This window comes from Rhodoferax ferrireducens (assembly GCF_031458075.1).
Lineage (GTDB): Bacteria > Pseudomonadota > Gammaproteobacteria > Burkholderiales > Burkholderiaceae_C > Rhodoferax_B > Rhodoferax_B ferrireducens_A.
In genome coordinates this window covers 15,185-27,506 of sequence record NZ_JAVDXT010000001.1, presented here as the reverse complement: position 1 = coordinate 27,506, position 12,322 = coordinate 15,185, and the positions used below count along the sequence as shown (strand labels likewise).

Genomic DNA, 12,322 nt, shown 5'->3' with positions numbered 1-12,322 from the left:
GGCTGGCGCAGCACCCGCACCGCGGACACTGCGCTAATCTTTGGGAAAAAGTTAGTGCGAATCGCGCGGTACGGCGGCGCCGCGGCAGCCCACCAGGAAATCCATGTCGGCGCCCTGGTCGGCCTGCAGCACATGGCGGTGGTACATGCGCACATAGCCGGAGGCCGGCTCGGGCGGCGGCACCCAGGCAGCGCGGCGGCGTGCTAGCTCTTCGTCGCTCACATGCAGGTGCAGGCCGCGGCCGGCTACGTCCAACTCGATCTCGTCGCCGTCCTGCACCAGGGCCAGCGTGCCGCCGGCAGCGGCTTCGGGCGCCACATGCAGCACCACCGTTCCGTAGGCCGTGCCGCTCATGCGGGCATCGGAGATGCGCACCATGTCGGTAATGCCCTTTTGCAGTAGCTTGGGCGGCAGGCCCATATTGCCCACTTCGGCCATGCCGGGGTAGCCCTTGGGGCCGCAGTTCTTCAGCACCATCACGCAGTTTTCGTCGATGTCCAGGTCCGGCTCCATGATGCGTTCCTTGTAGTGTTCGATGTTCTCGAACACCACGGCCCGGCCCCGGTGCTGCAACAGCTTGGCGGTGGCAGCCGACGGCTTGATCACCGCGCCCTGCGGCGCCAGGTTGCCACGCAGGATCGCCAGGCCGCCCTGCTCCACCAAGGGCTGGTTCAGCGGACGGATCACCTTGTCGTTGAAACACTCGGCATGCTCGACGTTTTGCGCCTGGGTGCGGTTGTTGACGGTGATCGCGTCGCCGTGCAGCAGGCCGGCTTCCAGCAGGCGCTTCATCACCACTGGCAGGCCGCCAGCGTAGTAGAAGTCTTCCATCAGGTATTCACCGGATGGCATCAGATTCACGATGGTCGGGATGTCCTTGCCCAGGCGGTCCCAGTCGTCCAGCGACAGCGGCACGCCCATGCGGCCGGCGATGGCGATCAAATGGATGACGGCATTGGTCGAGCCGCCAATAGCGCCGCAGACACGGATGGCGTTTTCAAAGGCTTCGCGGGTCAGCACCTGCGACAAACGCATATCGCGCTCGACCATGTCGACGATCATGCGGCCGGAGCGCTGCGCCAGTTCCAGGCGGCGCGAATCGACGGCCGGAATCGCCGCATTGGTGGGCAGCGAAACACCCAGCGCCTCGACCATGCTGGCCATGGTGGAGGCCGTGCCCATGGTCATGCAAACGCCGGCGGAACGCGACATGCAGCTTTCGGCCTGCATGAACTGCGGCAGGGTCATCTTGCCGGCGTTCACCGCCTCGGAGAACTTCCACACATGGGTGCCCGAGCCAATCGCTTCGCCGCGGTAGTTGCCGTTCAGCATCGCACCGCCAGACACCACCAGGGTGGGCAGGTCGACGCTGGCCGCGCCCATCAGGGTGGCGGGCGTGGTCTTATCGCAGCCGGCCAGCAGCACCACGCCGTCCAGCGGATGGGCACGGATGGCCTCCTCCACGTCCATGCTGGCCAGATTGCGGTACAGCATGGCGGTGGGGCGCATCAGGGTCTCGCCCAGCGAGGACACAGGGAATTCGACCGCAATGCCGCCGGCCTGCAGCACGCCGTGCTTCACGCGCTCGGCGATCTGGCGGAAATGCTGGTTGCAGGGTGTGAGCTCGCTCCAGGTGTTGCAGATGCCGATGACCGGGCGGCCATCAAAGCTGTCGTCCGGCAGGCCTTCGCTTTTCATCCAGCTGCGGTGGATGAAGTTGTCCTTGCTGGTGCCGCCAAACCAATGCTGGGAACGGCGTTTTTTGGGGGATTCGGTGGTCATGGAGGGGCCTCAGGGGTCACAAAAGCGTGGAATTAATAAATCATACAAATGACTTGGCATTCTACGATCAGGGGAAACCCTTGAGAACCCGGCTTCAGACCTCCGGCGCCACCGCTTCCGCCCGCGCATCGGCCAGCATGTCGGAGCGCTGCATCAGCTCGCGCGTGTCCGACAGCATCACCGCCATGCGGTGCAAGGCACGCTGCGCATCACCCATGCGGATGGCATCCAGCACCTTGCGATGGTCGGGCAGCGCATCGTTGAAGCCACCGGCCTTGCGCGCAGAAATCCCCAACAAGGACTCGAGTGCACTGCCAATAATGGCCGCCAGCGGCACCAGCAAGGGGTTGTTGGTGGCCTGCAGCACCGCGCTATGGAAAGCCAGGTCCGCCTCGACCCACTGGTTCACATCGGCAGCGTTTTCCATGGCCGCAAAAGCCGCTTCCAGGTCCGCCAACTGGGCGGGGCTGCGGCTGCGCGCCGCCAGGGCGGCCGCTGCGGGCTCGATGATTTCGCGCATCTCGGTCAGGTGCCGCAAGAACTGCGCATCCGGCCCGGTGGCACAGCGCCAGGACAGCACATCCGGGTCCAGCATGTTCCAGCTGGATTCGGGCCGCACCCAGGTGCCGACGCGCGGGCGCGATTCCAGCAAACCCTTGGCCGCCAGCACCTTGATGGCTTCGCGCAGCGCGGTGCGGCTCACATCCAGCGTGCGGCACAACTCCTCCTCATTCGGCAGCAGCTCGCCCGCCGGGTAGGTGCCACCCAGCACCCCATGGCCCAAGGCCTTGACCACCTGGCCATGCAGGTTGCGGCCGGTATAGGTGGCCGAGGTGTTTTGACTCGCTTTCGCGGGAACAGGGGACTTCATTGCGCATCACTCCAAAGCACGAAACCGTGTAATACACCCATAATAAATCATACAATCTCATAAAAACAGAGGCGACAAACACCATGGCACATTCTCATACCCCCTGGATCGGCGTGGACTGGGGCACGACCCACCGGCGCGCATATGCATTGGACGCCGCCGGCCAGTGCAGCACCGAGGCATCCGACGACCAGGGCGCACTGACCACCCGGGGCCGCCACGCCGAGTCGCTGGCCGCCTGGCTGCCCTCGCTGACCAGCAGCGCCGACAGCCCGGTCGTCATGTCCGGCATGGTCGGCAGCGCGTTTGGCTGGGTCGAAGCCCCTTACCTGGGCCCGGAAGTCGCGCTCGAAGCCATACCGCAGCACCTGGTCGCGGTGCCCGGCCAGGCGCGGCGCCACATCGTGCCCGGCTACTGCGTGCGCGATGCCACAGGCCAGCCGGACGTGATGCGCGGCGAAGAAACCCAGCTGCTGGGCGCAGTCGCCATGGGCTTGCGCGACGGCTGGTTTGTGCTGCCCGGCACACACAGCAAATGGGTGCTGCTGCGCGACGGCCGCATCGCGCAGCTGCGCACCTATATGACAGGCGAGTTGTTTGCCTTGCTGTCGACCCACGGCACGTTAGCCGCCGCTGCCCAACCCGCCGGCACGGACCCACTGTGGAGCCAGGCCGCGTTTGCCGACGGAGTGGCCGCAGGCGCGCCGGGCGCACTCGCGCACCAGCTGTTTGCCTGCCGGGCCCGGGTGGTCACCGGCACTATGCCGGCCAACCAGGCCCAGGCCTACCTCAGCGGCCTGCTGATCGGCAGCGAGCTGCAAGACGTACTGCGCGACCTGGACCCACATACCGCGACCACCGATGGCCGCCCCCAATTCCACCTGATCGGCTCACCCGCCCTGGCCGAGGCCTACCAGGTCGCGGCCCGCCAGCTCGGCAGCGCGCTCACCGTGCTGTCGCCGCGCGAGGTGATCCTCAGCGGCTTCCACTACATCCAAACCCACGGAGCTTGACCATGCACGCACCCCACCCCCCTCTGGTCGCCATCCTGCGCGGCCTGGACATTGCCTCGGCCGAGGACGTAGGCCAGGCCTTGTTCGACGCCGGCTTCCGCATCCTGGAGGTGCCGCTGAACCGCCCGGGCGCGCTGGAATGCATACGCCTGCTCTCGGCCATGGCCCCGGCCGACGCCCTGGTCGGCGCCGGCACGGTGCTGCGCACCGCCGATGTGGATGCGGTCAAGGCCGCCGGCGGCAAGCTGATCGTCTCGCCCAATTGCAACCCCGAAGTGATACGCCACAGCGCCGCCAGCGGCCTGTACAGCGCCCCCGGCATCGCCACGCCCAGCGAAGCCTTTGCCGCGCTCGACGCCGGCGCGCATGCGCTGAAGATCTTCCCCGCCGAACAGGTCGGCACTACCGGCCTGAAGGCCCTGCTGTCGGTACTGCCCAGCGGCACGCCGATCTGGCCGGTGGGCGGCATCACGCCCGAGAGCATGGCGGCCTGGGTCAAGGTGGGTGCCACCGGCTTCGGCATCGGCGGCCAGCTGTACGCCCCCGGCACGCCGGCCGACCAGGTGAAAACGCGGGCCGCAGGGTTCGTGGCGGCATGGAAAGCCTGCCAGCCGGGTTGAACCGGTTTGCTATTGAATTAGTAGCTTTCGGCGCAGGTACTAGCTGCGCTGGCGGCCTAAAAGACTTAAAAATCTACCGAGGCAATCGCGGCGCGCAGCACCTCGGCGGAGCGCAGCAGCGCGGTGCGCTCGTCGGCCTCCAGCGCCGGCTCCAGCACCTGCAGCGCGCCACCCGCCCCCACCACCGTGGGCAGAGACAAGGCCACGCCGAACAAGCCCAGCGCGCCGGTCTGCACCCGCGTCACCGTCAGCACCCGGCGCTCGTCGCGCAACATGCCGTGCAGCAGATGCGCGGTGACCAGGCCGATGGCATGGTTGGTCGCGCCCTTGCGCTGGATGATCTCGTAGGCGGCACGGCGCACCTGCAAGGCGATCTGCGCCTCGTCCGCGCGCTGCCAGCCGGGCCAGCTGCGCAGCGGCACCCCGCCGACCTCGGCGCCCGACCACAGCACCGCCTCGGAATCGCCATGCTCGCCCAGCACCTGGGCGTGGATGGAGCGCGGGTCCAGCGCCAGCCGCTGGCCCAGGATCTGGCGCAGCCGCGTCGTATCCAGCATGGTGCCGGTGCCAATCACCCGTTCGGGTGGCAGGCCCGAGGCCTGGGTGAAGTCGTAGACCAGTACGTCGATCGGGTTGCTGACGATGACCACGATGCCCGTGTAGCCGCGCAGCTGCAGCGCAATGCCGCGCAAGATGGCCAGGTTGTCGCGCAGCAGGTCCAGCCGCGACTGGCCGGGCGCGCCGTTCTTGCCGGCAGTGATGACGATGGCCTGGGTGTCCTGCATCTCGGCCAGCGACCCGGCGCGTACCGTGGCCGAGGGGTAGAACGATGCGCCGTGCGCCAGGTCCATGGCCTCGCCCTCGGCCAGGCCGTCGCGCGCGTCGAACAGGATCAACTCTTGCGCCGCCCCGGCCTGCAGCACCGAAATCGCCACGCTGGCCCCGACCCAGCCCGTGCCGATGATGCCAATCGAAATACGTGGATGCATGGGGGCCTTTGAAAAGTTAGCTCATCGACAGTCTGGCGGAGCGCCCTTACTGCATCTGCGGCAGGTTGCCGATGCGCACCAGCATCTCGGTGAACATCTGCATGTCGGCGTCCAGGTCGACCACTTCCTTGAACTCCTTGGCATTGTGCGCCGTGTACTTCTTGCCCGGCATGGCGGGGCCGAAGTTGATGGCGTTGGGCATCAGCTTGGCGGTGGTGCTGCCGGCGGTGGGCACGGGCTTGGCCTCCAGGCCGGTGGTGTCGCCAAAGATGTTCAGCAACGTGGCCAACCACGCGCCCTTGGGGTCGCGCGCCATCCAGTCGCCCTGGTCGTAGCTGACTTCCAGCGGCGCCTGCTGGGCGCTGGACCAGGCATTGACCTTGGCGGTCACCGCGGCCGTCAGCTCGGCCGGCGTGCGGCCGCGCGGCATGCGCACATTGGCAGTGACTTCGAGCTTGCCGTCTTTTTCGCGGATCAGATTCGGCGAGAAGGTCAGCGGCCCCATGAAGTCGTCGCGGTAGCCCAGGCCCATCTTTTCGCCCAGGTAGCCGGTGCCGTACAGGTCGCCCAGGTACTGCACGGCCCGCGCGTAGTGGTTGCGGGCCAGCGGCACGCCAGACTCCTGCAGGAACAGCGCCAAACGTGGCAGCGGGTTCACGCCTTCTTCGGGCCGCGAACCGTGGGCCGAGACGCCGACCACCTTGATGTCCACGCTGTCGGCGCCGCTGCTGATGGCAATGCTGAAGGCCCCGCCCTGGGCGCTGTACTTCTGCACAAATGCCGCCTTGGCGGCCTCCAGCTGGGCCGCAACGGCCACCAGATTGCCGCCACGCAACTGGGCGGTGGCGTTCTGCGGCACGGCATTCGCCGCCGCTGCGCCGGCCATGGCGACGATGGCCGTGCTGCTGGCATCGGCCGGTACCGCGGGGAAGAACACCTTGAGCGCGCCCGAGCCCTTCTCGGCCACCACCGCCGGGTATTTGCTGTCGAGCACGATGTTGTAGTTGGGCAGCGGGTTTTGCGCGCGGTAGTACTTCATCGCGTCGCCGCCGGTTTCCTCGGTGGTCTCGACCATCAGGCGGATGGTGCGGTCCAGCGGCAGGCCGCTGTCCTTGACGGACTTCATCGCATACAGCACGGCGGCGATCGAGCCCTTGTCGTCGATGGTGCCGCGGCCGTACAGGTAGCCGCCGACGCGGGTCAGCTTGAACGGGTCGAGCTTGGTGCCGTCGTCCAACACCCATTCATCGGCCACCACCGGCACCACATCGGCATGCGTCAGGATGCCGAACTCCTCCTGGCCGCGGCCGGCCAGCTTGATCTCGAAGATCCGGTTGTCCACGTTGCGGTACTGCAGGCCGAAGTCTTTGGCCATGGCCTCCAGCAGCGTGCCAAAGGCGATGGTGCTGGGGTTCTGGTGCGGCGGGATCTTGTCGTCGCGCACCGTGGGGATGGCCACCATCTGGGCGATAGAGGCAATCACCGCCGTCTGGTTGTGCAGCCGGTTGTACAGGCCGAGCAGGCGGCTGATGTTGGTCAGCGCGTCGCCGGTCAGCACCGCCTTGGCCCGGTAGGCCGCCACATCCGCTTGCAGCCAGGGGTTGGCCTGGGCCGCAGCCGCCAAAAAGGCGTTGAAGTCCGGCGCGGGCTGGGCCTGCTGGGCCGCGGCAAAGCGGTCCAGTGCGGGCTTTTGCAGGGTCTCGGCCTGTGCGGCGGGTATCCAGGCGAGGGCCATGCCCGCACACAAAACGGCCAGGGAAAATCGTTGCATCTCAGTGCCTCTTGATCAGGGGAAAAAGGGCTGCGGGCGCGGCCCGCAGACAGCCAACGATGTTACGCCGGCCAGCGGTAGCCGAGCAGCGTGTCGGCGGGATAGCTGTTCTCGCACACGCAATCCAGCTGGTTACCGCCCAGCAGCACGATCTGCCCGGCTTCGTGGCGCAGGTAGAAGCCCACGTGGCCCTTCCAGCCAGTCGGGTCGTCGCGGGTCAGCACCACGATGCAGCCCGGCACCGGCTCGTCCAGAGCCTTGCCCCAGTCCAGCCAGGAGCGCGCCAGCGCCGAGCCGGTACCGGCAATGCCGACCTGGGCCAGCGTCCAGTTGACGAAGGACGAGCACCATGAAGCCTTGTCGTCGTAGCCTGCGATGTTGGTGCCCGCGTGGTAGGCAGTGACCCGCGGATTGCTCTGGCCCGGCGGGAAGGTATGCACACCTTTCTCACCAGCGGCCACCAGCATCCAGGTGGCAAAAGGCTGCTGCAAAGACTGCATCAGAACAGGCCCTGCGGTACCTTGTCCGCCTTGTCTTCCACCGGGTTCGCCGCCAGCCAGTTGGCCGGGTACTGGCGCATGAATTCCTTGGCTTTTTCGATGCGCACCGTCAGCCAGGCGTCCACCGCGCCTTCGTTCAGGATGACCGGCATGTGCCGGTCGTTGCCTTCGGGGCCGTAGCGGCGCATCAGGGCGTGGTTGTTGGCGTTGATGGTCAATAGGGTGTAGCTGAGCAAGGGCACGCCGTCCGGCCCAGTCCAGCTGGCCCACAGCCCCGCCACGCCCATGGGCTTGCCATCGATGCGCGAGATGCGCGTGGGCACGGCTTTGCCGCTACGCCAGTCGTCCACATAAAAAGCCTGCATGGGCACGATGCAGCGCTGGTTTTGCAGCCAGGCGTCGCGGAAGTTCTGCGTGGTGCTGGCGGTTTCGGACCGCGCATTCACCAGCTTGGGCGCGCGCAGCTTGCCGTCGGACGCCGATTTGACCCAGTGCGGCACCAGGCCCCATTGGGCCGGCAACAGTTCGCGGGTGGGTGGCACATCGCCTTCGCCTGCCACCGGCCGGATGCAGAAGCCCGGCTTGCGCGGCCACATGTGGCGCTCGCCTAAGGCAGCGGGCGGTTCGACGTTGAAGGCATCGCGGTAGGCAGCGGCTTGCTGCAGGGATTCGTAGTGGGTGCTCATGCAGGCGATGGTAGCAATTGCCGCTGTCGCCACCGCGCCCACTCTGCGGCCAGACACGGCGATAAAGCCGCCAGTGCCTGGCCGGGGGGAGCTTTTACAGGGTCTTACTGGGCAAGATCGATCCGGGCGTACAGGCCGTTGGCTCCGCGGTTCGGACCTGCCGCGAGGAACAAAGTGTTGGTCGGCTGCGCGTTCAAGCCATTGCCGAAAGCAATGCCCCACAAACCGGGTACCGTGATCGGCGTACCGTCGTTCTGGGTCAGCGCGCCCAGCAGCTTGCCGCTTTGCAGGTCGTACGCGTGGATCGTGCCATCACCGAAGTTGCCGACCAACAGTGCGTTGCTGAACGGCCCGAAGTTGGCCGGCGCAGCTGCCAGGCCCCATGGCGCGTTGAGTGCGCCGCCGCTGGCAAGGCGCTTTTTCAGGTTGCCGCTGGTGTCGTAGATGTCGATGAAACCCAGGCCGCTGCCATGGACGGAGATACGGGCCGTACTATCTTGCTGGGCATACGCCACCACAATGCTGTCGCCCACCGCCTGGATGCCAAACGGGGCGAAGCCCGCTGGCAACGCCGGGTCGGTAAAGCGACCGGTAGTCGCCAGCTTCTGGAACGTGTTGTCGAAAACATCCACCTTGTTGTTGTGAAAGTCCGCCGCATAAATACGGGGCGCACCGCCGTCGCTGCCAATGGCCAGGCCGGTATATTCTGCCCCGCCCGCCGCGTCGTCATAGGCCGTTACTGCATTGGTCAGGTTGACCGTGGGCGACCAAGCGGCAATGGTGCCGGTCAGCGTAGCGAAAAGGAATGCGCTGGAGCCCGTCACACCGTTCTGGCTGATGGGGAAGCTGCTGGCGCCGCTGAACACGATGCCGGTCGGCCCTGCGGGTCCGTTGGCGCCGTCGGGAATGGCCACCACCAGTTGCTGTGGTACGCCATTGCCGTCATACAGCGTGGACTTCTTCGAACCAGCATCGGCCACCCAAACGACTCCCTGGGGGTTGAAGGCGATGCCCCAGCCGTTCTTCAGGTTCGCGTCGGTATTGGCTGCCGGGACGCCGCCGTCCGATACCAGCGCGGTCAACTTGAACGGAGTGGGGTCACTTCCGCCACCGCCGCACGCGGTCAAGCTTGCCGCAACTGCGGCGGAAAGCGCAAATTTCAAAGCTATAGAGCGCAGGGAAACCATGGTGTCATTCCTCCTTGAATAATATGAATGCGTCGGTAGGTACCAAGGACTCGGAAAAAGGTTGCAAGCACCTCCACATTGCGTTGCAGATCACAATGGGCGCACGCACCACTGCTTGCAGGAGCCCCACTGCGCACAGCCCCCAGGCCCCCGGCGCCATCCCGGACAATAGGCCCATGTCCACCCTCTCCCATTTGCTGATTCCCTTCGCTGCCAGCGACTCCCAAGGCTGCCGCCCCGCGCTGGCCGCCCTGCGTCTGCCCCACCTGGAGCGGCTGCTGGCGCGCCTGACACCGACCACGCGGGACGGCGGGCCGGAAGACAGCCTGTCGCCGCCGCACGAACGCGCGCTGGCCCGCCACCACGGCCTGGCCGCTGCCGACGGCCTGATCCCCTGGGCCGCCTGGCGGGCCTCGCAGGCCGGGCAGGATGGCGCCTGGGCCTTCATCACCCCCTGCCACTGGCAGGTGATGACCGACCACATCGTGATGGCCCGCCCCGACACCTTGGGCCTGGATGAAGCCGATTCGCGCGCCGTGCTGACCGCAGTGCGGCCGTACTTCGAAGAAGACGGCATTGCGCTGGAGTACGCCCACCCCACGCTGTGGCTGGCGCGCAGCGAGATCTTCCGCGGCCTGGCCACGGCCTCGCTGGACCGCGTGGTCAGCGGCGTCGGCAGCCGCAATGTGGACGACTGGATGCCGCCCACCGCCCAGGGCGGGCCGCTGCGGCGGCTGCAGAGCGAGACGCAGATGCTGCTCTACACCCACCCGGTGAACGACGCACGGGCCGAGCGCGGCCTGCTGCCGATCAACTCGTTCTGGGTCAGCGGCAGCGGCGCCCTGGCCGCGCCACCGCCGCCGGCAGCCGCCCCCCGCATGCCCCTGGCGCTGCTGCACGCCGCCCAGAATGAAGACTGGGCCGGCTGGACCGCCGCCTGGCAGCAGATCGACGCCGAAGACTGCGCGGCCCTGCTGCTCGCCGCCGAACAAGGCGCGCAAGTACAGCTGACGCTGTGCGGCGAACGCAATGCGCAAAGCTTCGAGCCCGTGCCACGCAGCTTCCTGCAGAAAATATCAAGCATTTTTAGCCGCCAGCGCTTATCCGCTGTGCTGGAGCAGCTATGAAAATTACAGCACGCGATATTCCCCCGCGCGCCGTCTGGGCGCTGGAACAGGCCGGCGTGCACCCGCTGCTGGCACGCCTGTTCGCGGCCCGCGGCGTGGCCGACAAGGACGCGCTGGACGACGGCCTGGGCCGATTGCTGTCGCCCGCCAGCATGCTGGGCACGCAGGCCGCGGCCGTGCTGCTGGCCGATGCCATTGCTGCCGACAAAAAGCTTTGCATCGTCGCCGACTACGACTGCGATGGCGCCACCGCCTGCGCCGTGGGCCTGCGCGGCCTGCGCCTGCTGGGTGCCAAGCATGCCGACTACATCGTGCCCGACCGCGTCACCGACGGCTATGGCCTGACACCCAGCATCGCCCGCCGCGTCAAGGACAGCGGCGCCGACATGCTGGTCACAGTGGACAACGGCATCGCCAGCCTGGAAGGCGTGGCCGAGGCCAAGGCGCTAGGCCTGCAGGTGCTGGTGACCGACCACCATTTGCCCGCGCTGAAAGACGGCCAGATCGTGCTGCCGAATGCCGACGTGCTGGTGAATCCCAACCAGCCGGGCTGCAGCTTCGAAAGCAAGTCGATCGCCGGCGTCGGCGTGATGTTCTATGTGCTGCTGGCCTTGCGCGCCGAGCTGCGCCGCCGCGGCGTCTTCACCGCCGAGAACCAGCCCAAGCTGGACCCGTTGCTGACCCTGGTAGCCCTCGGCACCGTGGCCGATGTGGTGAAGCTGGACGCGAACAACCGCCGCCTTGTGGCCCAAGGACTGAAACGGCTGCGCGCGCAGGCACAACCTGCGGGACTAGCTGCGTTATTTGTAGCAGCCGGGCGCCAGGCCAAGGTCGCAACCACCTTCGATTTCGGCTTTGCACTCGGCCCACGCATCAACGCCGCCGGGCGCCTGGCCGACATGACACTGGGCATCGAATGCCTGCTGACCGACGACACGGCGCGCGCCACCGAACTGGCTACGACGCTGGACAAGATCAACCGCGAGCGCCGCGAAATCGAGGGCGGCATGCGCGACCAGGCGATGCTGGTGGCCGAGTCATTGTTCGACGAATCCGAAGAGCCGCCGCCAGCGGTCTGCGTGTTCGACCCGGATTTCCACGAAGGCGTGGTCGGCATCGTCGCCTCCCGGCTGAAGGACAAGCTGCACCGCCCCATCTTCGTGTTCGCCGCCAGCAAGGCGCCGGGCAAGGAGCATGAGCTCAAAGGCTCGGGCCGCTCGATCCCTGGCTTCCACCTGCGCGACGCACTCGACCTGGTGGCCAAGCGGCACCCGGGCGTGCTGCTGCGCTTTGGCGGCCATGCGATGGCTGCCGGCTGCACCGTGCACGAAGACAATTTCGAACAGTTCGAGCAAGGCCTGCAGCAGGTGGCGCTGGAGTGGCTGGACGCCGCCACCTTGACCCGCCGGCTGGAAACCGATGGCCCGCTGGCGCCCGAATACCGGCGTGCCGAGCTGGTCGATGTGCTGCACAAGGAGGTCTGGGGCCAGGGCTTTGCACCACCCACCTTCAGCGAAGAAGTCGAGGTGGTGTCGCAGCGCCTGGTCGGCGAAAAGCATTTGTCGCTGAAGCTCAAGCACCAGGGCCAGCCGGTAGACGGCATCTGGTTCGGCCACACCGAGAGCCTGCCAGCCCGGGTGACCCTGGCCTTCCGGCTCGACGTGAACGAGTGGCAGGGCCAGCGCCGGGTGCAGTTCCTGGTCGAGGCGGCCGAGCTTTAAAAGCTTTTTAGGCCTGTAGCGCTTGATCTATCTGCGCCAGAAGCTATTGATTCAA

11 protein-coding genes are annotated in these 12,322 nt (G+C 66.8%); 4 read left to right on the top strand and 7 right to left on the bottom strand.

Annotated features, from left to right (window positions below; translation table 11 throughout):
* Window positions 1-51: 51 nt before the first annotated feature.
* On the bottom strand, window positions 52-1,782 hold the full coding sequence (locus tag J2X19_RS00130; protein WP_310369530.1) for an IlvD/Edd family dehydratase: 1,731 nt from the start codon (window positions 1,780-1,782) through the stop codon (window positions 52-54).
* Window positions 1,783-1,876: 94 nt separating this feature from the next.
* Window positions 1,877-2,653: a FadR/GntR family transcriptional regulator gene (locus J2X19_RS00125; protein WP_310369528.1), complete on the bottom strand. Its 777-nt coding sequence runs from the start codon at window positions 2,651-2,653 to the stop codon at window positions 1,877-1,879.
* 83 nt (window positions 2,654-2,736) lie between these two features.
* On the opposite strand from J2X19_RS00125, the gene J2X19_RS00120 reads away from it, so the two are divergent.
* Window positions 2,737-3,666, top strand: coding sequence for a 2-dehydro-3-deoxygalactonokinase (locus J2X19_RS00120; RefSeq protein ID WP_310369526.1), 930 nt, complete (start codon window positions 2,737-2,739; stop codon window positions 3,664-3,666).
* Window positions 3,667-3,668: 2 nt separating this feature from the next.
* Entirely contained in the window at window positions 3,669-4,286 is a 618-nt protein-coding gene (locus tag J2X19_RS00115) for a 2-dehydro-3-deoxy-6-phosphogalactonate aldolase (protein WP_310369524.1), read from the top strand.
* Between the two features lie 65 nt (window positions 4,287-4,351).
* On the opposite strand, the gene J2X19_RS00110 is transcribed toward J2X19_RS00115, so the two are convergent.
* The 5 genes from J2X19_RS00110 to J2X19_RS00090 all read right to left on the bottom strand — a co-directional run bounded on the left by J2X19_RS00110 (window position 4,352) and on the right by J2X19_RS00090 (window position 9,419).
* Window positions 4,352-5,275 (bottom strand): L-lactate dehydrogenase, encoded by a 924-nt coding sequence (locus J2X19_RS00110; RefSeq protein WP_310369522.1) that lies wholly within the window; start codon window positions 5,273-5,275, stop codon window positions 4,352-4,354.
* A 46-nt stretch (window positions 5,276-5,321) separates the two neighbouring features.
* The gene (locus tag J2X19_RS00105; protein ID WP_310369520.1) at window positions 5,322-7,046 is read right to left on the bottom strand and encodes a dipeptidase; all 1,725 of its coding nucleotides are present in this window, start codon (window positions 7,044-7,046) and stop codon (window positions 5,322-5,324) included.
* 62 nt (window positions 7,047-7,108) lie between these two features.
* Window positions 7,109-7,546 carry a TIGR02594 family protein gene (locus J2X19_RS00100; protein WP_310369518.1) on the bottom strand — a complete coding sequence of 146 codons (438 nt, stop codon included), beginning with the start codon at window positions 7,544-7,546 and terminating at the stop codon, window positions 7,109-7,111.
* Window positions 7,546-8,232 (bottom strand): SOS response-associated peptidase, encoded by a 687-nt coding sequence (locus J2X19_RS00095; RefSeq protein ID WP_310369516.1) that lies wholly within the window; start codon window positions 8,230-8,232, stop codon window positions 7,546-7,548. Before J2X19_RS00095 ends, J2X19_RS00100 begins: the two co-directional genes overlap by 1 nt.
* 104 nt (window positions 8,233-8,336) lie before the next feature.
* A complete protein-coding gene (locus J2X19_RS00090; RefSeq protein WP_310369514.1) occupies window positions 8,337-9,419 on the bottom strand; it encodes a TIGR03118 family protein in 1,083 nt (360 codons plus the stop codon).
* A 176-nt stretch (window positions 9,420-9,595) separates the two neighbouring features.
* Here J2X19_RS00090 and J2X19_RS00085 point away from each other — a divergent pair, with 176 nt between their 5' ends.
* The gene (locus J2X19_RS00085) at window positions 9,596-10,546 is read left to right on the top strand and encodes a phosphoglycerate mutase (protein ID WP_310369512.1); all 951 of its coding nucleotides are present in this window, start codon (window positions 9,596-9,598) and stop codon (window positions 10,544-10,546) included.
* Complete coding sequence (gene recJ / locus J2X19_RS00080; RefSeq protein ID WP_310369510.1) at window positions 10,543-12,267, top strand: single-stranded-DNA-specific exonuclease RecJ; 1,725 nt, start codon at window positions 10,543-10,545, stop codon at window positions 12,265-12,267. The genes J2X19_RS00085 and recJ overlap by 4 nt, the downstream gene beginning before the upstream one ends.
* Window positions 12,268-12,322 lie beyond the last annotated feature (55 nt).